General features: G+C 52.1%; 16 protein-coding genes, 1 tRNA gene and 1 other annotated feature. Of the genes, 13 read left to right on the top strand and 4 right to left on the bottom strand.

The window, feature by feature from the left end; genetic code table 11:
- Nucleotides 1–7 precede the first annotated feature (7 nt).
- Nucleotides 8–82, bottom strand: a tRNA-Arg gene (locus tag CJ260_RS06895).
- Between the two features lie 218 nt (nt 83–300).
- Nucleotides 301–544: a binding site (T-box leader), on the top strand.
- Nucleotides 545–619: 75 nt separating this feature from the next.
- Between CJ260_RS06895 and CJ260_RS06890 the strand changes: the two genes are divergently transcribed.
- The 4 genes from CJ260_RS06890 to leuB all read left to right on the top strand — a co-directional run bounded on the left by CJ260_RS06890 (nt 620) and on the right by leuB (nt 5,252).
- Nucleotides 620–2,362 carry a 2-isopropylmalate synthase gene (locus CJ260_RS06890; RefSeq protein WP_095629664.1) on the top strand — a complete coding sequence of 581 codons (1,743 nt, stop codon included), beginning with the start codon at nt 620–622 and terminating at the stop codon, nt 2,360–2,362.
- A gap of 70 nt (nt 2,363–2,432) precedes the next feature.
- A complete protein-coding gene (leuC, locus tag CJ260_RS06885; protein WP_095629663.1) occupies nt 2,433–3,692 on the top strand; it encodes a 3-isopropylmalate dehydratase large subunit in 1,260 nt (419 codons plus the stop codon).
- Between the two features lies 1 nt (nt 3,693).
- On the top strand, nt 3,694–4,182 hold the full coding sequence (locus CJ260_RS06880) for a 3-isopropylmalate dehydratase small subunit (RefSeq protein ID WP_087477484.1): 489 nt from the start codon (nt 3,694–3,696) through the stop codon (nt 4,180–4,182).
- 2 nt (nt 4,183–4,184) lie between these two features.
- On the top strand, nt 4,185–5,252 hold the full coding sequence (gene leuB / locus CJ260_RS06875; protein WP_095629662.1) for a 3-isopropylmalate dehydrogenase: 1,068 nt from the start codon (nt 4,185–4,187) through the stop codon (nt 5,250–5,252).
- 82 nt (nt 5,253–5,334) lie between these two features.
- On the opposite strand, the gene CJ260_RS06870 is transcribed toward leuB, so the two are convergent.
- A complete protein-coding gene (locus tag CJ260_RS06870) occupies nt 5,335–6,231 on the bottom strand; it encodes a LysR family transcriptional regulator (protein WP_233127914.1) in 897 nt (298 codons plus the stop codon).
- Nucleotides 6,232–6,341: 110 nt separating this feature from the next.
- On the opposite strand from CJ260_RS06870, the gene CJ260_RS06865 reads away from it, so the two are divergent.
- The 9 genes from CJ260_RS06865 to CJ260_RS06825 all read left to right on the top strand — a co-directional run bounded on the left by CJ260_RS06865 (nt 6,342) and on the right by CJ260_RS06825 (nt 20,231).
- A complete protein-coding gene (locus tag CJ260_RS06865) occupies nt 6,342–7,325 on the top strand; it encodes a YeiH family protein (RefSeq protein WP_095629661.1) in 984 nt (327 codons plus the stop codon).
- 213 nt (nt 7,326–7,538) lie between these two features.
- Nucleotides 7,539–8,015, top strand: a complete 477-nt coding sequence (locus CJ260_RS06860) for a GNAT family N-acetyltransferase (RefSeq protein WP_198947416.1) — start codon at nt 7,539–7,541, stop codon at nt 8,013–8,015.
- Nucleotides 8,016–8,094: 79 nt separating this feature from the next.
- Nucleotides 8,095–9,240, top strand: a complete 1,146-nt coding sequence (locus CJ260_RS06855; RefSeq protein ID WP_087477480.1) for an aldo/keto reductase — start codon at nt 8,095–8,097, stop codon at nt 9,238–9,240.
- A 52-nt stretch (nt 9,241–9,292) separates the two neighbouring features.
- On the top strand, nt 9,293–9,721 hold the full coding sequence (locus CJ260_RS06850) for a C-GCAxxG-C-C family (seleno)protein (protein ID WP_087477479.1): 429 nt from the start codon (nt 9,293–9,295) through the stop codon (nt 9,719–9,721).
- A gap of 222 nt (nt 9,722–9,943) precedes the next feature.
- Nucleotides 9,944–11,596, top strand: a complete 1,653-nt coding sequence (locus CJ260_RS06845) for a ShlB/FhaC/HecB family hemolysin secretion/activation protein (protein ID WP_095629660.1) — start codon at nt 9,944–9,946, stop codon at nt 11,594–11,596.
- Between the two features lie 33 nt (nt 11,597–11,629).
- A complete protein-coding gene (locus tag CJ260_RS06840; protein WP_095629659.1) occupies nt 11,630–19,033 on the top strand; it encodes a filamentous hemagglutinin N-terminal domain-containing protein in 7,404 nt (2,467 codons plus the stop codon).
- A gap of 211 nt (nt 19,034–19,244) precedes the next feature.
- On the top strand, nt 19,245–19,466 hold the full coding sequence (locus CJ260_RS06835) for a hypothetical protein (RefSeq protein ID WP_095629658.1): 222 nt from the start codon (nt 19,245–19,247) through the stop codon (nt 19,464–19,466).
- Between the two features lie 37 nt (nt 19,467–19,503).
- Nucleotides 19,504–19,854, top strand: a complete 351-nt coding sequence (locus CJ260_RS06830; RefSeq protein WP_198947415.1) for a DUF2335 domain-containing protein — start codon at nt 19,504–19,506, stop codon at nt 19,852–19,854.
- A 122-nt stretch (nt 19,855–19,976) separates the two neighbouring features.
- Nucleotides 19,977–20,231, top strand: coding sequence for a hypothetical protein (locus tag CJ260_RS06825; RefSeq protein ID WP_095629657.1), 255 nt, complete (start codon nt 19,977–19,979; stop codon nt 20,229–20,231).
- 124 nt (nt 20,232–20,355) lie between these two features.
- Here the strand turns inward: CJ260_RS06825 and CJ260_RS06820 are convergent, their stop codons facing one another.
- Together CJ260_RS06820 and CJ260_RS06815 are read right to left on the bottom strand one after the other, a co-directional pair.
- Nucleotides 20,356–20,586: a hypothetical protein gene (locus CJ260_RS06820; RefSeq protein ID WP_095629656.1), complete on the bottom strand. Its 231-nt coding sequence runs from the start codon at nt 20,584–20,586 to the stop codon at nt 20,356–20,358.
- Complete coding sequence (locus CJ260_RS06815; protein ID WP_095629655.1) at nt 20,583–21,308, bottom strand: metallophosphoesterase; 726 nt, start codon at nt 21,306–21,308, stop codon at nt 20,583–20,585. Before CJ260_RS06815 ends, CJ260_RS06820 begins: the two co-directional genes overlap by 4 nt.
- Nucleotides 21,309–21,333: the final 25 nt, after the last annotated feature.

Below are 21,333 nucleotides of genomic sequence, written 5' to 3'. Positions count from 1 at the left end.
TCATAGGTGGTGCGCCTAGTAGGATTCGAACCTACGCACCCGGTTCCGGAGACCGGTGCTCTATCCCCTGAGCTATAGGCGCATGTATGGCTCTCGGCGAATACTTTATTAGTCTATCACGTTTTGCCGGAAAATACAAGAGACAGATTTGTTTTTTGCAGAAACTGTCATTTTTACGGTGGAATACCTAATATATCAGTAATAGTAAAAGGTTTAACTTAATAATTTTTTGTAAAATTTAAGAAATTCCCTTGCCAAGATGTTTTTCTTGTGATAACATACACATCAACAAGTCAAAATAAAAATGCGTTGAAGAGAAATAGTAGGTTCCAGAAAGTTTGCAGAGAGCTGCTGGCCGGTGAGAAGCAGCAACGGAATGGAAGTGAACTCGTCTCTAAGCAGCTCGCTGAAACGACAGTAGGTGGAGCCGGGGCCTGGCCGTTAACAAACAGGAGGGTATCGACGATATGTCCGTACCTATAGAGAGCATGCCTTTGGGCATGAATGAGAGTGGTAACGCGTAAGGATATCTTTCGTCTCTTAACGAGGCGGAAGATTTTTTTATTTTGATTATGTTATATTTGCCGTATGTATTTCATGATCAAGGAGAGATGGAAGTATGAGAAACGTAGAACATTACAAAAAAGGGTATTACATGCCCCCTGTCGTCGATATGTCGTGGGCATACAAGGATTGCCCCGACAAGGCTCCCGTGTGGTGCAGCGTCGATTTGCGCGACGGCAACCAGGCCCTCATCATTCCTATGAGCCTTGATGAAAAAATCGAATTTTACAAGACCCTCGTAGCCATGGGCTTTAAGGAAATCGAAGTAGGCTTCCCGGCAGCGTCGGAGACGGAATACGAATTCCTGCGCTACCTCGTCGAGCACGACATGATTCCTGACGACGTGACCGTCCAGGTACTGACCCAGGCCCGGGAGCACATTATCCGCAAGACCTTCGAGGCCCTGCAGGGCGTCAAAAACGCCATCGTCCACGTCTACAACTCGACGTCCTTCGCCCAGCGGCAGCAGGTCTTCCGCATGTCCAAGGAAGAAATTAAGCAGATTGCCGTCGACGGCGCGAAATTGCTCCAGCGCCTGACAGACGAAGCCGGCGCCGACTACCGCTTCGAATATTCGCCGGAAAGCTTCACCGGTACCGAGCCGGAATACGCCTTGGAAGTGTGCAACGCCGTTCTGGACGTATGGAAGCCCACGGCTGACCGCAAGGCCATCATCAACCTGCCGTCGACGGTGCAGATGTCCATGCCGCACGTCTTCGCCGCCCAGATCGCCTATATGTCGCAGAACCTGAAATACCGCGACAACGTCGTCTTGTCCGTCCATCCGCATAACGACCGCGGCACGGGCGTAGCCGACGCAGAAATGGCCCTCCTGGCCGGGGCGGACCGCGTCGAAGGGACATTGTTCGGCAACGGCGAACGGACGGGCAACGTCGATATCGTCACCGTGGCCATGAACATGTTCGCCTTGGGCGTCGACCCGCAGCTGGATTTTTCCAACATGCCCAAGCTCGTCGACACGTACGAACGGGTGACGCGCATGCATGTTCATCCCAGACAGCCCTACGCAGGCCAGCTGGTCTTTGCCGCCTTCTCCGGCTCCCATCAGGACGCCATCGCCAAGGGCATGCATTTCCGCGAAGAAGGAAACGAGCAGTACTGGACCTGCCCGTATCTGTATATCGATCCCCACGACGTGGGACGTACCTACGACTCCGACGTCATCCGCATCAACAGCCAGTCCGGCAAGGGCGGCGTAGGCTTCATCATGGAGCAGAACTACGGCATCGACATGCCCAAGAAGATGCGCGAAGATTTCAGCTATTTCGTCAAGAGCGTATCGGATCACAAGCATCAGGAGCTCAAGCCGGCTGAAATCTACGACGTATTCGAGCAGAATTACTTGAACGTAGGCTGGCCCTTGAAGGTTGAAAACTTTTTCGTACAGAAATTCGGCGGTCAGTGGATCGGCAAGATTTTAGTCAAGGCCGACGAAGAAGAGGTCATCCTGGAAGGACGGGGCAACGGCCAGCTCAATGCCATCAGCAACGCCATCTGCGAAGCCTACGGCATCGAAATCGACAACCTCGTGTACAGCGAACACGATTTGGACCGCGGCTCTGACTCGCGCGGCATCGCCTACTTCGGCCTGACGGACAAGCAGGGCCGCACGATCTGGGGCGCCGGCGTCGATACGGATACGATGACCGCTTCGATTTTCGCCTTCATCACGGCGATCAACCGCATGGAGGGCATGGCCCAGCGCGTCCGCTTCCGCCACCTGACTTCCGACCCGGCAGCGGTCAGCGAATTCAAGGCTATTGCAGGACAACACTAAACCGACAACGCAGGGGTGCGCCGGCGACGGCGCGCCCACTATATTGCTATCAGAGGAGGAATAGACTCACATGGGAATGACGATGACGCAGAAGATACTGGCAAAGCATGCCGGTCTTCCTTCTGTCAAAGCAGGAGATTTGATTACATGCAAGTTAGATATGGTACTGGCCAACGACATTACGGCGCCGCCGGCTATCGCCGAATTCAATAAAATCGGCCGGCCCGTCTTCGATAAGGACAAAATCGCCTTGGTACCGGATCACTTTACGCCGAACAAGGACATTAAATCGGCAGGTTTGGCGAAAATCGTCCGCGATTTTGCCAGGGAACACGAAATTACCCATTACTTTGAAGTGGGCCGCGTCGGCATCGAGCACGTCCTCTTGCCCGAACAGGGCATCGTAGGGCCGGGCATGCTGACCATCGGCGCTGATTCCCATACCTGTACGTACGGCGCATTAGGCGGCTTTGCCACAGGCGTCGGCTCGACCGATTTGGGCGTGGCCATGGCCACGGGCGAAGCGTGGTTCAAGGTGCCCGAAGCTATCAACGTCCACCTGACGGGACAAAAGCCCGATGACATTACGGGCAAGGACGTTATGCTGACCCTCATCGGCATGGTCGGCGTCGACGGCGCGCTGTACAAATCGCTGGAATTCACCGGCGACGGCGTGGCGGCCCTCACCATGACCGACCGCCTGACCATTGCCAATATGGCTATCGAAGCCGGCGCGAAGAACGGCATCTTCCCCGTCGACGAACAGACGATAGCCTATGAAAAAGGCCGCATCAATTACGAATACGACGCCGTCACAGCCGACGAAGACGCCGAATACTGCCGGACTGTAGAAATTAACCTGTCCGAATTGAAGCCTGTCGTAGCCTTCCCTCATCTGCCGGGCAATACGAAGGTCATCGGTACCTTCGGCGACATCGCCATCGACCAGGTCGTCATCGGCTCCTGCACGAACGGCCGTCTGGAAGATTTGGAAATCGCCGCGTCGATCCTGAAGGGGCGCAAGGTTCATCCCCGTGTCCGCTGCATCGTCATCCCCGGCAGCCAGCAGGTTTACATGGACGCCATGAAGGCCGGCTATATCGAAACCTTCATCACGGCGGGCTGCGCCGTGTCTACGCCGACGTGCGGCCCCTGTCTGGGCGGCTACATGGGCATCCTGGCAGCCGGCGAAAAATGCGTGTCCACGACGAACCGCAATTTCCGCGGCCGCATGGGTCACGTCGACAGCGAAGTCTATCTGGCAGGGCCGCAGGTCGCCGCTGCCAGCGCAATTCTCGGCAAGATCGCCGCACCGAAGGAGGTTCAGTAACATGAGTTTAGAAGGAAAGGTTTGGCGCTACGGCGACAACATAGATACGGACGTCATCATCCCGGCCCGGTATTTGAACAGCTTTGACCCGAAGGAATTGGCGTCGCACTGCATGGTGGACATTGACGAATCCTTTGCAGATAATGTCCGGGAAGGGGATATCATGGTCGGCGGCCACAACTTCGGCTGCGGCTCGTCGCGGGAACACGCGCCCATCGCCATTAAGGCATCCGGCGTGCCCGTCGTCATCGCCGCCAGCTTCGCCCGCATTTTCTACCGCAACGCCATCAACGTCGGCCTGCCCGTACTGGAAATCGGCGACGACGTGGAGAAAATCAAGGCCGGCGACGTGCTGGACGTCGACTTGTCCACGGGGAAAATCGTCGATAAGACGACAGGAGACGTCTTCCAGGCGCCGCCCCTGCCGGGCTTTATCCAGGATATCGCCAAGGCCGGCGGATTAATCAACTATGTGAAGGAGTATAAATAAGCATGTCTAAGCATATCGTAGTCATTCCCGGCGATGGGATAGGCAAGGAAATTACCGACGCAGCCGTCAAGGTGCTGCAGAAAATAGACGACAAATTTCATATCGGCCTGACCTTCGAGACGAAGGACGCCGGCGGCACGGCTTATGACAAATACGGCACGCCACTGCCCGACGATACGGTCGAAGCGGCGAAGAAGGCCGACGCCGTCCTCTTCGGTGCCGTCGGCGGCGACCAGTGGGACAACGTTGAACCGTCCCTCCGTCCCGAACGGGCCGTTTTGGGCCTGCGCAAGGCCTTGGGATTGTACGTCAACCTCCGTCCCGTCAAGGTATCTCCCGTACTGGCCGAGTATTCGCCCTTGAAGCCGGACATCGTCACCGGCACGGACATCGTCATCGTCCGCGAGCTCATCGGCGGCATTTACTTCGGCGACAAATGCGAATCGGAAATCCATAACGGCGTCGAACGAGCCTGGGACTTGGAAAACTACAGCGTGCCCGAAGTACAGCGCATTACGCGCTTTGCCATGGAAGCGGCGCGGAAACGGCGCGGCAAGGTCACGTCCGTCGATAAATCCAACGTTCTGGCTACGTCCCGCCTGTGGCGGCGCACCGTCGTAGACGTCGCCAAGGACTATCCCGACATCGCCCTGAATCATTACTACGTCGACAACTGCGCCATGCAGCTGGCCCTGGACCCGACGCAGTTCGACGTCATCGTCACGGGCAACCTCTTCGGCGACATCCTGAGCGATGAAGCAGCCGTATTGGGCGGTTCCATCGGCATGATGCCTTCGGCTTCCATCGGCGAGCTTACCAGCCTGTACGAGCCCATTCACGGCTCGGCGCCGGACATTGCCGGACAAGGCATTGCCAATCCCTGCGCTACCATTTTGTCGGCAGCCATGCTCCTGCGCTATTCCTTGGACGAAGACGCCGCTGCCGACGCTATCGAAGCTGCTGTCGACAAGGCTCTGGCCGATGGCTGGCGTACAGCCGACCTGTATAAAGAGGGCTTCAAAAAAGCAGATACCCATACGATGACCGACGTCGTATGTCAATATATCTGATATATCATCCCCAGTAGACAAAAGGGAAACGACCTGTTCGCAGGCGTTTCCCTTTTGTTCTATATACCTTTATATGGGCTTTTTAAAACCACTGGTCGTGCTGCTGGCAGGCCTGAATGACGGCTTGCAGGGGCGGCGTGATAAATTTGTCCTTGTGGCGGACGATTTTGAAGATGCGCTTGAAGGCGACGCGGTCTACCGGCAGGAGGGCGAGGCGCCCGGCGGCGATGTCTTCGTCTACGAGGCGGCGCGACAGGATGGTAGCGCCCAGGCCGGCCATGACGACCTTTTTCAGGGCTTCCGTATTGTTGAACGAGCCGGCAATGCGCACGGCGGCGTGATGCTGCTCCATGGTCTGAAGAAAGAGATCCCGCGTGCCGCTGCCTTCCTCGCGCAGGTACATGGTCAGGCCGCACAGTTCTTGTACCGAAAGGGAGGCGTGCTGGGCCAGGGGACAGGACGGCGGCGCGACGACGACCAGATCGTCGACCATGAAGGGTGAAGACAATAAATAGGGCGACGAAATGTCCCCTTCGACCAGGGCCAGATCGATGTCGTCGCGCAGGAGCATGTGCTCCAGCTCGCTCGTGTTGTGGATTTCCGACAAGATTTCCTGGGCAGGATGACGGCTCTTTAACTGCTGGAGCAGCTCGACGAGGAATACCTCGCCGATAGTCACGCTGGCGCCGATGCGCACGGGAGCCGTGCGGCTGAAGGAGTGAAGGGCCTGTTCGGCCTGGGCTGTCAGCGACAAGATTTGCCGTCCATAGGCCAGGAGGCTCTGTCCAGCCGGCGTGATGTGCAGCCGCCGTCCCAGCCGCTCGAAGAGGCAGACCTCGTAGGCATCTTCCAATTCCTTGATAGTTTGGCTGACTGAAGGCTGGGTCATGTGCAGCCGCTTGGCCGCGCCGGTCATGCTGTTTTCCTCGCAGACGGCGAGAAAGACGGATAGATGGCGCAGCGTCATAGAAATATCCATAATGAATCACCTATTAAAACGATAAAATAATACAATTTTACATATACATAATACCATGATACACTTCTTTCATGACGTTTTCAAATACGATATGAAGGAAGTGTATCTGCATGAATGTATGGAAAGGCTTGGCCTTTACCCTCGTGTTTGCTGTTCCGGCCTATTTTCTGGGTCAGTATTTCCCCATCATCGGCGGGCCCGTATTCGGGATTCTGCTGGGGATGGTCTTTGCCTCCGTCCGGCGGCCTGCCGTGCTGGAAGAGGGAATTGCCTATACGGGCAAGAAGGTGCTCCAGTATTCGATTATTTTGCTCGGCTTTGAAATGAACTTATACCATGTGCTGGATACGGGAGCGAAATCGGTGTCGGTCATGGTCTGCACCTTGGCGACGGCCTTTCTCGTAGCCATCGCCGTCGGCCGGCTTCTCGACCTGGAATTTAAGACGACGACCCTCATCGGCGCCGGCACGGCCATCTGCGGCGGTTCGGCTATCGCCGCCGTAGCGCCGGTCATCGAAGCCAAGGAAAAAGACGTGGCCTTTTCCATTTCGACGATTTTCCTGTTCAACATCGCTGCCGTCTTTATCTTTCCCTTTTTGGGCCACCTCATGGGCATGAGCGACGCCGGCTTCGGCATGTGGGCCGGCACAGCCATTAACGACACGTCGTCCGTTGTCGCCGCAGGCTATTCCTACAGCGATGCAGCCGGCAGCCTGGCGACTATTACGAAGCTTACCCGGGCTCTTATGATCGTGCCGGTCTGTCTGGTCATGGCCGTCATCGTGGCCCGGCGCAAGCAGAATGACGCCCAGGGCAGTACATTCAGCCTAAAAAAAGTATTTCCCTTCTTTATCGCCTGGTTTGTCGCGGCCTCCATCGTCAACACGACAGGCATCCTGCCGGCCGACGTATCTCATTTTCTGGGCCAGCTGGGGAAATTCATGATCATCGCAGCCATGGCGGCTATCGGTCTGCGCACCAACCTGCGCTCATTGCTTCGCAATGGCCTTCGTCCTATCCTGCTGGGCTTGGTCTGCTGGTTCAGCGTGTCTGTAGTCAGCCTCATCGTGCAGCATGCTGCTGGGCTGATTTAAGGTCTTAACGGCCTATCGTTATGAAAATCTGTCTTCTTGTCAGATAGCCTCTGCAAGGAGACAGATTTTTTGCGTTGCGGCAGCTTCCGATGTGAGCCTGGCCTTTGGCGATGCGCCGTTTGTATATTATATGTGAAACGCTACCGGTAGAAATCGGCAGATTTCTGTTATAATACAGGTATAGACCGAATGCCTGCAGGGGAGGGTATGGATATGAAGATTGTATTGGCATATGATAGACTGGACGATATACGGCAGCTGTTTTGCGAATATACGGCTATGCTGGTCGAGACAGACGAGACGGTGAAATCCTGTCTGGCAGCGCAGGGCTACGGCGATGAGCTGGACCATGTAGAGGAAAAATACGGCCTGCCCGACGGGCGGCTGTACGGCCTGTGCCGTGACGACGGGCAGCTCGCAGGCTGTGCGGCCATTCATCGTCTCGACGAAAGGTGCTGTGAGCTGAAGCGGCTGTATGTCCGGCCGGAATACAGGGGACAGGGACTCAGCCGGCTTCTCATGGAGCAATGTATCGGCGATGCCAGGCGGATTGGCTACCAGTACATGCGCCTGGACACCTTGCCGTTTATGACGGCGGCAATGAGCCTGTATAAAGAATATGGATTTTACGAAATCCCGCCGTACTATGACAATCCTATTCCGGCTATTTTCATGCAGAAGGACTTGTAAGAAACGGCTTGACTTAAAGTGGACTCTATATGCTATGCTTACAACATTAGGAAAGGATATAGTCAGGAGGTAGGATAGGATGAAATACAGAGTATTAGGACGGACAGGCCTTTCCGTCGGAGAAATCGGTTTTGGCTGTGAAGGCATGGTAGAGCATCCCGAATGGACAGAAGACTTTATCAATGTTATGGAAGAACAGGGGGCTAACTGCATCGACTTGTATGCGCCCCATCCGGCATTTCGCGACGCGTTGGGCAAGGCCTTGCAGGGGCGGCGAGACAAGTTCGTCTTGCAGGCTCATTTGTGCACGATTTGGAAGGATGGGCAGTATAAGCGGACCCGTGATATAGAAGATGTCAAAGCAGGCTTTGAAGACCAGCTGAAGCGGCTGAAGACGGATCATCTGGAAATCGGCATGGTTCATTACGTCGATTCCCTGTCGGATTGGCAGCGCATTCAGGAGGGAGACGTCATGGCATACGCCTTGGAGCTGAAAGCAGCCGGCGTCATCGGCAGCATCGGCCTGTCGAGCCATAACCCGCAGGCGGCCCTGGCAGCTGTTGAAAGCGGTCTCATTGACGTGCTTATGTTCAGCGTCAATCCCTGCTACGACCTGCAGCCCGGCAACGAAAACTTGGAGCTCCTGTGGGCTCCCGAAAGCTATGAAAAGCCCCTGCTCAATATGGACCCGCAGCGGCAACTGCTGTATGAAACGTGCCAGCGGCTGGGCGTAGGCATTACTGTCATGAAAGCCTTCGGCGGCGGAGACTTGCTCCGCGGCGATATTTCGCCGGCCGGAAAGGCGTTGACCCCGTTCCAGTGCATGAGCTATGCCTTGGACCGGCCGGCCGTGGCGTCTATTATGAACGGCGCGCGGACTGTAGAGGAAATGAAGCGGAATCTGGCCTATGAAGACGCGTCAGATGAAGAAAAAGACTATGCCGCGGCCTTGGCGTCCTTCCCGAACATCAGCTGGAAGGGCCAGTGCATGTATTGCGGCCACTGCGCACCCTGCCCTCAGGGGATTGACGTGGCGGCAGTGACAAAATTCCTCAACCTGTGCAAGGCTCAGGGCGATATTCCTGAAACGGTACGGGAGCATTACGCCGTACTGCCTCATACGGCATCGGAATGCATCCAGTGCGGCGCCTGTGAAACGCGATGTCCCTTTGCCGTCGATATTCGGCAGAATATGGCCGACGCGGCGGCCTTGTTTGGCAAGTAATCGTCCTTCATGGTATAATGAACCCTGATTATACCATAGGAGGGGTTATGAATTGGAAAGTGTATACAAGCTTGCCGAAAAATATCATTTAGAAGGAAATAACTGTGTCGAATCGGTCGTCAAGGCCTGCAATGACAGCATGAATCTGAATCTTCCCGACGTGGCCATCCGCATGGCCTGCGGCTTAGGCGGCGGTATCGGCCGCTCAGGCTGCGTATGCGGCGCACTGAGCGGTTCCTGTCTGATTATCAGCTCTCTGGTCGGCCGTCTCGACCCGTCGGAAAAGGAATTGCCCGAAGTATATCAATATACCCATGAATTTCACGACCGCTTTAAGGCTCATTTCGGCACGACGTGCTGCCGCGCTCTCAACCGCCTGAGCTTCGGTACGCCGGAATACCGCAAGCAGTGCATCCGCATTACGGCGACGGCTGCCGATATGGTGTCGGATTTTATTGAAGAAAAGGGCCTGCTGAAATAAAAGAGAAAAAATACTAATATAGTGAGCGTAGTTTCTTCAGAAGCTGCGCTCTTTTTTTATAGTATTTCCGCTGGCTGGTAAATATACGAAAGTATATTTATGTGTATTAGAGATGGGAATTTTTCATAGGGGATATTGCCAAATAATGGGGTGGTGATATATTATATATCTGTAATTATTTATTAATGATCATATTTTATATGGTATTAGAGGGGTGTATTTATGACAAAAACTCTTCATTTGACGATTGTCTTAGGACTGCTGATGAGTTGTTCGGCTTGGGCCCAGTCGCCAATTCCGACGTTTGATAAAGAAGCAGTGACGACCCATCCATATTATCGGACGGGCCGGCAGGACGTTGTCGTAGATCAAGCTGTGCCGGACGGCTATCAGCCCGGTAATACCGGTACAGAAGAAGTGCCGGCTTTTTATGTGCGGAAAATTACTCTGACAGGATTTATTCTGCCTGATAAGCAAGGGCAGTTGCAAGAAATATTACAGGCATATAGCAACCGCAGCGTAAAGGTAGCAGAGCTGCAGGAGCTGACAGATAAGATTACAGATTATGCTAAGAACAATGGTTATACTGTTGCTCAGGCTGTCGTGCCGCCGCAGGAGATCGCTGACGGCAGCTTGGAGATTAAAGTATACGTAGCGAAATACGATGAAATCCGCGTGACGCAGAACACGTCCGACGTGGCAGATTCCGTTCTCGAGGGATATCTGCACAAGCTCAAGGCCGGCGATGTCATGACCGACCGCAATCTGGAATTGGCCATGAACAACCTCAACGACCTGCCCGGCGTGACGGCCCGCGCCGTTCTCCGTCCCGGAAAGGAAGCGGGAACGACGGCTGTCGACGTGCAGGTACAAGACCGGCCGGTGTGGAACAACTATGTCTTTGTTGATAATGGGGGTGGCTACTATTCAGGCCGCTACCGTTACGGCTTCAACACGGAAATCAACAACCTCAGCCATAACGGCGACAAGATTACCCTGAGCGGCATGCTGTCCAGCCACGACGTCAAGAGCTACAGCGTCCGCTATGAAACGCCAGTAGGGTACGACGGAACGCGCGTCGGCATCGCTTACAGCCAGAGCATGTATGAGCTCCATACGAATGATTTTTACAATTCCTTGGGCAAATCGAGAGGCATCAGCATCTACGGCATGACGCCCTTGTACCGCGACCGTATGAACCGCCTGACGGCTATCTACGGCTACGACCGCCGCCGCATTGAAGACCGGTTAAATTTCAATAACTGGTTTAATGCTCCCGAATATAAGACGGAAAAAGACGCCGACGTATGGCATGTCGGCATCAGCGGAAGCCAGTATTATCCCAATGAGTTCACCCAATATGACCTGATTTACTGGTACGGCGATATTCAGAGCGATGGCGACGGCGCCGGCGCATACTACGACGGAGCCTATCACAAGCTGACGGGCAGCGTCCTAAAGATATGGTACGACGGCCCGTGGAACTACCGCGTCCGCTTCCAGGGACAGTTAGCCAATCGCGCTTTGGATGGCAGCGAGCAGTTCTACCTCGGCGGGATTAACGGCGTCCGGGCCTATGGCAACGGCGAAGGCTACGGCGATGCCGGCTGGCTGGGCAGCGCTGAAATCCGCCGCCAGACAGGCATTGAAGGATTAGAAGCCGCGGCCTTTATTGATGCTGGCTACGTCAACAATAAAGCGAACGATTTTGCCACGGAGCACCTGTACGGCTGGGGCCTGGGCCTTCGCTACAGCCTGCCCAACGACTGGCACGCCCAGCTTGATTGGGCCCGCAAAATCGACGGCCGCCGCGACCTGTCCGAGCCGACGGACCACGACGACCGCATTTGGTTCCAACTCTATAAGATGTTTTAACCAATACCATAGACCAATGATGGAGGAATATACATGAGTAAACATGAGAAATATACACGCTTAAAACGGCAAATCGGCCTGTGCCTCATAACGGGGGTGGCTTTATTCTCGGCCGCGCCGATGGCTTTTGCGGCGACGTCGGTTATTGCCAATAACACGCTGCCGAGCGGCGGGAAGTTTGTTCACGGTAACGGCAGTATTACGAGGCCGAACGATTTGCAGATGAACGTTGTTCAAAATGAACATAATGCCGTCATTAAATGGGAGGATTTCAGCGTCGGCGGTAGCGCGACGGTCAATTTCAATGGCCCTGACGCCAAGTACAATACGCTGAATTATGTCAATACAGGCAATATTTCTCAAATATACGGCACGATCAATGCAAACAATAACGGCAACATCTACATCGTAAACCCGGCAGGCGTGCAGATCGGCAACAGCGCCCAGATCAACGTCGGCAGTTTGTACGTATCGAACAAAAATCTGGACGATGCAATTAAGAAGATTCAACCAAACCAAACTGTTCAAGATATAATGAACAAGGGAACGATTACTAGTGCCGAACTCATGAGCCTCGGAAACATCAACGCGACAAATGTCACCTTTGAAGGCGATGGCCGTATCGTCATCGATACGGAACGGCTGAAAGATGTAAGCGGTCATGAAAAGCTATCTGCTGACAAAATTATTGTAAATACTACTGATGATACCAGCAACTTGATCGTAGGCTACGACGCTTATGATAAAACAAATGGAGGCTATGCGGGCAAAAACAACGGTGACGCTATTGCCACAGTCAATAATGGAACATTTACAAAACAAGACGGCTACATGTGGGTCGAAGACGTAGACCAGCTCCAAGCCATCAACACGAACCTCGGCGGCAACTACGCCCTACGTAACTCCATCGACGCGACGGGAACGGCGGCTTCTGGCTTTAATCCTATCGGATTAGATAGTAACACAGGCAAAGTCAATGTTGAAAATAGAAACTACGGCTTTTATGGGAAATTCGACGGCATGGATTACAATATTTTCGGCTTGACCATTAACCAGCCTAATAAAGTGAATGTCGGTTTATTCGGCGTTGCCCATAATGCGACTATCAATAATGTTACTCTAGTCAGCGGTTCTATTACTGGCGGCAGCGTCGTAGGCAGCGTAGTCGGTGCGGCTATCGGAAATACTCACATCAGCAATGCGACGAACAGCGCTGCCGTAACTGGTAATACAGACGTCGGCGGTATCGTCGGCTATACAGGTAATGAAATAGATAACGTTGGTAATTCAAATGCTTCGCAACCGGTAAAAACAGATGCGACTTTTGAAAACTTGATTAATACGGGGACGATTAGAAGTAATGGTAGCTCTGATAATAATAGCGGTGCTATCAGCAACGTCGGCGGCCTTATCGGTTATATGTATAATGGTATGTTATATGGTAACAGTTACAACCTCGGCAACGTGTCCGGCGACGGGTATAACGTCGGCGGCTTAGTCGGACATGCCGTTAATTCGACTATTGGCGACGGAAAAAAACTTGTCTACAACCGCCTCGACGTGACGGGAGCCTACAACGTCGGCGGCATCGTCGGCAAGATGGAGCAAGATAGCACGGTTCAAAATGCCGAAAACAGCGGCAACGTGACGGCGACCGGGTATGACAAAGAAACGTATACGTTCCATACGAATCATTATAAAGGGGAGACAACGCAGGATATAACAGGGGTACATGTTGCAAATATCGGCGGCATAGCCGGGAACGTTTCTGCCAGTACATTAAAAGATGTAACGAACAGCGGCGATGCTCATAGTAATCAGCAAGCTGGGAATGATTTTTATGACGCCGGCAACGTCGGCGGTATCGTCGGCAAGGCCGTTGATACGAATATTGAAAATGCGATAAACAGGGAAAACGATATCCGCGGCGCCCATAATGTCGGCGGCGTAGTTGGTTATTTTGGCAGCAGCAATGATAGCTCTGGTTCATATACTGTCCAATCCAGCGCAAATAATGGCGGAGATATTATGGCGACAGGCGCGCGCAATGGACAGGAGTATGTAAAAGAATTAATACGTTTTGGCGATCAAGGCGGTGAAGAAAACATCGTCGGCAATATGGGCGGCGTCGTCGGCTATTTAGACGGTGACAACGTATATATCAAAGCCGGAGCCAATCGCGGCACTGTCCATTCTTTAGATATTACCGATGGTGCTAACGTCAGCGACGCTAGTAAGGCTGCTAATACGGGAGGTATCGTCGGTAAAATCGATCGCAACAAGACGGCTTCTCTTGATGAATTAAAAAATGGGACGAAACAAGCTGCCGTCAGCGACAGTTATAATACGGGTGACGTCCGCGGTTACATGGGCGTCGGCGGCGTAGCTGGCATGATGTACAATGGGGAAATTACAGGTTCCTATAATTTAGGGACGATTAATACGACTAGAAGAACCGGTGATGTAGCAGATGCGGCTACGAAACGTGTTTCCGTCAATATGGGTGGCATCGTCGGCGATACTACGGAACAAACGTCGGCCCACGTTGTTTTGTACGACGTATATAACAAAGGACAAATTGGCGATGAAACCTATACGTTTTATGCTCGCCACGTCGGCGGTATCGTCGGCCGTCTCAGCGGATACGTCGACAAGGCTTATAACGCTGGGGCTATTTACAACGGCTACAACGTCGTCGGCGGCATAGCCGGCTGGTTCTACAAGGGCGGTATCAGCAATTCTTTTAATACTGGTAATATTACTGTAGTCAACAACAATACAGAAGCTAGCAGTCAGGTCGGCGGTATTGTCGGCGCTGTTGGGATGTATGCAAATAAGAGTGATTTGAATGGTGATAGAGGTTGGGAACTGTGGGACGAATATTCATATATTGAAAATGCCTATAATTTAGGGACAATTCGGAGTTTCCAAAACCAAGATAAAAAAGAAAATACGGTTGGTGGCATTGTCGGCTATATAGCGGGAGATGGTACAGGAAACTCTCAGACTGAGTTGAAACTTAATATTACAAACGTATATACGACAGGAAACTTATATGCTCAAGATAAAGATGGCAATTCTGTGACAAATGGTTTAGGCACTATTATAGGCGAGGTAGCTGCCGGTGCTACCAGTCGTTTTAAGGTCACAAATGGATATTACATTGAGCCAGATTCCAAGTCATTTCAGAAGTTAAGTAAAGGTCATCATACTAAGTTAATTACTTATGATAGTCGATTTGATAAATATGAGTATGATGGTTTTGACTTTACTACTACTAGTGGCGATAAAAATGCAAATATTGACAACGAGGACAGGGGATGGCGCTGGTATGATAATTCCACACCGATACTCAATGCCTTCCTTCCACATAGCGAAGATTATTTTTCCGGGGAAAAAGATAGAATTACGCCTGATTTAAGCGGTATCGGGTCTATCCAGTACGGCACGGCCTATGACCCCTTGCTGACGATCATCAAGGCTGATGGTTCGAAAAATGATTTGAACTTTAACTGGCAGGATTTGGGCATCAACAACGACGCCGGTATTGCCGTGTACGGCGCAGGCCTTACGCTAGACGACTTCAAAGCTACCGGTGGCAGCGGCTACTTCGGCGGCCTCATTTACAGCGACGGCGCACTGAATATCAATGCTAATGTAACTGATACCAATAAAGACAAGGTGACAGGCGATGTGTCCTTGGGCAGCAGTTCTCAGCTCTATGGCTCGTCCGTTTCCATCAACGCCGACGGCGATGTCGTCATTTACGGCACCGTGACGGCCACGGGGAATACGAACAACGATCCAAACATTATAATCAACGCTGGTAATGTCGATGTCTACGGCAAGCTCACGGCGGCAGCCGAAGGAGAATCTTTCTCTATTCCCGGTATCGATTCCATGGCCGAAGGCTGGACGCCCGGCACTGTCGGCGACCCGTATGAGGCCATGTCCGACATTGGCGATCGCTTTGCCTATACAACCGGTGAATCCAAACAAAACGGCGACATTACCATTGTTGCGAATGGTACGGAAAAAGATGATGCAGGGAATATCATCGACGGCAATGTCAACCTTTTCTTTGGCAATCAGGAACAAGGTCTGATAACTGCCGGCGGCAGTTTAAAGGTTGAAGCCCAAGGTGACGTATTCGTCGACAGCGACCTCGACATAGGCGGCAATATGAAACTAACCAGCAAAGGTGCGAACGGCGAAGTACTACTGACGCTGACCAATATCGGTAAGGTGCAGGCTGACCGCGTCACGGAAGCTGTTGAAAGCGCTATTAATGGGCAGGAAATTACTAGTAACAACAAAGATACATTGGTAAGTAATATTTTGACGGCTGTAGGTAAAGTAGAAGGAATTACTGAAGATGAGGCTCAGAAAATTGCCAACGCATTGATTTCTTCTGTTGAAAACGGGAAGACGACGATTCAAGCTGTTGATGAGCTGAACGAAACAATCGCTGTTGAGTATATGCATGATTTTATGCATAGCTTTAACACGGATACACATAATCGGATTGACTTGAATGTAACAGAATCGGGCAGCGCAAAACTGACTGTCGACATGTGGGATGACGGCGCCTATGATTTTAAGAAGTACGATAATAATAACCACACATTCCAAGCAGAACTTAATAATTTAAAATTTTATATCAACGGTAAAGAGAAGGATGCTAAAGATTTTGTCTACGTAGAAGTAAGCAACGGCGAACAACTGAAGGGAATACAAGCAGCCGGTAAAGATGCCCTCGGCTACAATTACGCCCTCATGGGCGACATCAACGCCAGCGGCGTAAAAGATTACGAAGCCATCGGTACGGGAAGTACCAGCGGCTTTACAGGCACCTTTGACGGCCGCGGCAATCGTATCATCGGTCTGAATGTCAATTCTGATCAGGGCAACGCCGGCATCTTTGATACCGTTGGAGAAGGTGGCACGGTGAAAGACGTCAATATTTACAGCGGCAACTTTACCGGTGCAAGTGCTGCCGGGGCTGTCGCCGGCGTCAACAAAGGCCGTATTGAAGGCGTCGTAACCTTTGGCAATACTGTAACTTCTGACGGCAACGCCGGCGGTATTGCAGGTATGAATAAGGGTAAAGGCAATTTTGATGAAGATGGATTATTGACTGGTAGCGGTGTTTATGACGTGGAAAGTACGGGCAGCGTTATTGCTGGAAGCAATACTGTTGCAGGCGGACTAGTGGGAACGAATGAAGGCTCTCTGGGTAATAGCTATAGTGACAGCGCCGTAACAGTTACTACTGGGATTACTACTTCTAGTGGCCTCGGTGGCGTCGTCGGCAGCAATACAGGAGATGTGCAGTTTGTTGACAGTCTCGGCGTGACCAACGGTGGTGCGACGGGAAGCAGCAACGTCGGCGGCATTATCGGCATCAATGAAGGCAAGATGTACAGTGGCTACAACGAAAGCATCGTCAGCGGCCAGGACAACGTCGGCGGCATCATCGGCAAAAATGGTGATACAAATACTGTTGAAGGTGATGCGAATACTGTTGAAAATGTCGTCAATGCTACGAGCGTCGACGGCAACGACTACGTCGGCGGCCTCGTCGGCTCTAACGGTGGCAGCGTGACCAACGGCCGAAACAACGGCGAAATTAATGGCCACGACTACGTTGGCGGCCTTGTCGGCAGCAATGCCAGCGCAGATTCTGTTTTGACCAATCTCGTCAACGACAGCTCCGCGTCCATTACGGGCGAAAATTTCGTCGGCGGCATTGCCGGGACGAACGCCGGCAAGATTACGGCTGACGAACAGGAAACGCTGGTTAACCGCGGCGATATTACGGGACAAAACTACGTCGGCGGCGTAGCCGGTGAAAATATCGGTACTATTGAATACGTCAAAAACGACGTCACCCTTCATGTAGCCGATGAAAACCAAGACGCCCAGTTTTTCGGCGGTGTTGCCGGTATCAACGGCCGTGTAGATGATCCTAGTACTCGTGAGAATGAAGCAGCAACAGGGACGATTACTAACGCGACGAACCGCGGCGACGTCATTGCTGAAAACGCTGATTACGTTGGCGGTATTGTCGGCTGGAATACGGCAAAAGGCGTCCTTACGGGCATGGGCAACAGCAATGAAGGCCGTGTCGAAGGGAACACCTACGTCGGCGGCGTAGCCGGCTTAAATGATGCGGCGATTACGGGGACGGCTGAAGAAATGGTCGGCATTACCAACTCCGGCGTCGTCATCGCCCATGGCGGCGGAGCCGGTGGCATCTTCGGCGTCAATGCAGGAAAAATCGAATATGCCCACATTTCCAATACAGGCATCGTTTCCGGCACAGATTCTAAGGACAGCGCTACTGCCGGTACAGGCGGCCTGGTCGGCGTCAACAACGGCGACATCATCCATTCCAGCTTGACGAACGAACTTTCCGGCCAGGTCATGGGCACGCAGAACGTCGGCGGCCTCATCGGTATCAACACAGGTAAGGTCAGCGGCGGCCGCGACGCAGCAGACAGCTACTATAAGTATCAGGTCTACAACAACGGCGTCGTCAATGCTGGAACGTGGCATGATAGTGACGGCGACGGCATCGTCGACGAAGGCGAATTTGCTGTAGTTCAAAATGGGCAGAACATCGGCGGTCTCGTCGGCACAAACAATGGCGCAATCACGGCGGCGTATAACACGGGCGTTGTCAACGGCAATGGCAGCACGAATGTCGGCGGCATTGCCGGTACGAACCGCGGCACGATAGACCAGGTGTTCAATACCATTTTTGATAGTAACGGCAAGGATGGTATGGTTAACGGCGGTACGAACGTCGGTGGGTTAGTCGGTTGGAATGCAGGCGTATTGAGTAATGCGTATAATACGAGTCAAGTCAGCGGCACGAACACCGTGGGAAATCTGGTCGGACAAAATGATAATGCTGTGAAGAATGTATATGCTACTGTTACAGGAAAGTTGATTGGTAATGGTTCTCTGGCGCAGAATGGTTATGTCGCAGAAGATACTCAGGAATGGAAAAACCATGGATCGTATGATGGATTTGATTTTGACAACGACGGCGGCAGAATTTGGAAGAATTATGACGGCTATGGCACGCCGCTGCTGAAGGTGTTCCTGACAAAGGCATTCTATGACCCTGCTACAGGCCAGCTTGTTAGCGCGGCTGATGGGTTTAACGCTCATTACAATGCTGAAGGAGGTTTAATTTTCTCCGGCATGGGTACAGAGTCAAACTACTTATGGTCTGAGCAGATTAGGTTTGGCAATGGAAATCCGAACTGGCTAGGCTATGACTTAGTAGCCATGCCCGATATCCCTGCTTGGGAATTCCCCGGCGGCCGTTGGGATTACCTCTACAGCGACGCGCCATTCGACCGCAATCGCGACTTCCGCGAACGGAAAGCGGAAATCAACTTCGTCGACGGCGGCATGGAACTCTAATCTCATATGGAAAGTACAAACAGGCGCTCGCAGTGCGGGCGTCTTGTTTATAGTACGTAGATATATGTTTGGCTATATTATTTTTGCACTGGCAAATATGATAAAATGCTGTATAATACAATTATAAAATATATGGCCATAAAATGAGGGAATTTATGGTCATAAAATAAGGGAATTTATGGACATATAATATGAAACAGGAGGTAGCCATATGGCAAAAACATTCAATATGAAAATGAAAGCATTGTTTGCTATGATCATGTGCGGCCTCTCGACATTTTCTCTTTTTCCACAAACGGATTACTCAAAAGGGATGCATGAAGATGCACAGTCTATTACCAATGACAGTTGGCATAAGACCGGACAAATATTATGGAATGTCATAGGAGAGGCAGGAGGGAAGACTGAGCAAAAAAGAAACGGAAATTCATAAGCAACCCATTTCAAATCATTCCGTTCCAGAAGAGACAGTGAATGGAAAAACAACAGAACATCCATCTGGAGTTTCTGTTGTTCATCAAGAATCGTATCAAGGGCCGATTCCTACGCCAGCAATGTTAGAACAATACAAGCGGATTTATACGCAAGCACCAGAAATTATATTGCGGGAATTTGAAGAAAACTCTAAGCATATTCGTCAGCGAGAAATATTAGAAATACAAGGGAATATAGATAGACGTGGTCAATGGATGGCATTTGTGATATGTATAGCTGTTCTTTTAATCGTATTGTATAGTTTGTACCTAGGAAATATTACGTTTGCAGGATTAAGTGGATTAGGTTTTATTGCATTAATGGTTAAGGGATTTTTTAAGAGGTAATATATGCATTTAGTAAAACAGGCGCTCGCGCTGCGGGCGTCTGTTTTTTCAAAAAATGCTGCTTAGGAAAATGGAATGCCTATGTTTCCAATTGCAGCGCCGAAGAAACGGAGGAATTAGCCATGAGCGACCCGATCATGAAGGAAGTCGTCAATGCCGAAATGGCTTTTACAGAAGACGAAATCATGCGGCGTCAGTACGCGCAGCGGGAAAAAGCCCTGCGGGATTACCGCAGCGACATGGCCGAGGCTCGACGTGAAGAAAAATCTTTCATAGCCGTTAACATGCTGCGCATGGGTATGGATATCTCCCTGATTGCCAAGGCGACAGGCTTGGCTGAAACAGAGGTTGAGCTGCTGAGGAAGAAACTGCCTTGATACAGGACTTGTTGTCGGCAACGATGCCGAAGAAACAGCTGCAGAAGAAGGTTCTGTCATATACGAAAACCCAGCATCATGAAAGGTGTATGCGCTTTATGATGCTGGGTTTATATTTTTTGTATTAAAACGACCGCCTTCCCAAGGCGGGATGGGCGCAGGGTTTCAGGGTCAGGTGGTCGACGAGATAGCCTGCTTCTTCCAGGGGGACGTCTTCCTTCGTGCCGTCGTGTTCGAAGACGCAAAGGGGATTGTCCGTCCCGACTTCGCCGCCGGGCAGGTAGATGTATTCTCCCGTTTCGGCATCGCCGAAGATGATGCCGGCCAGGAGGTGTTTCTGGGCGATTTGGCTCATGTTCCTTCCTCCTCGTCAAAGGTGATTTCCAGGAGCTTGCAGTCCCGATAGTCTGCCGATACGAGGTGGAGCAGGGTGCCGTTGTAGCGGCGGGGGAACATCGTATTGGGCTGCATGCCGTGGAGGTGGCCGAAGATGCATAGGGGCACCTTGTATTTTTCCAGGAGCTCCGTAAAGCCGCTGGGCTTGGTCAGGTCGCAGACCGGTGGATAGTGGAGGAGCAGGATGGTGTGCTCGCAGCCGAGTTTTTCCGCTTCCTGCAAAGTGCGCTCGACGCGCAGGAGCTCGCGGCGGTAGGGCTTGGCGTCCCGTTCTTCCTTGTAGTGGATGTCGCCGGGGCAGACCCAGCCGTGGGTGCCGCAGACGGCGATGCGCCCTTCGTCGAGGGTGACTGTCGTGCCGTAAAGGTACTGCATGTTATTCTCGGCGTCCATGCGGTTGAGCTTGCCGGCGCTTTCCCACCAAAAGTCGTGGTTGCCGCGGATGATGAGCTTCCGTCCCGGCAGGGCGCGGATTTCGTCCAGGTCTTCCTGGGCGTCCTTGAGGTGCATGGCCCACGACGTGTCGCCGGCGATGAGTACTGTGTCGTCGTCGGTGACGCGGCTGTTCCAGTCTTCCTGGATGCGGCTCCAGTGGTCTTTCCAGCGGGGGCCGAATATTTCCATAGGCTTTTTAGGCGGATGGCCTGATAAGTGTAAGTCTCCGATTGCAAATAAACGCATGTATCTTTCCTTTCTATAGGGAGTG

Origin of the sequence: Megasphaera sp. ASD88 (assembly GCF_002287425.1) — a bacterium.
Classification (GTDB): Bacteria; Bacillota; Negativicutes; order Veillonellales; family Megasphaeraceae; genus Megasphaera; species Megasphaera stantonii.
The sequence above is the reverse complement of the archived record's forward strand: the minus strand, read 5'-3'. Positions and strand labels throughout refer to the sequence as shown.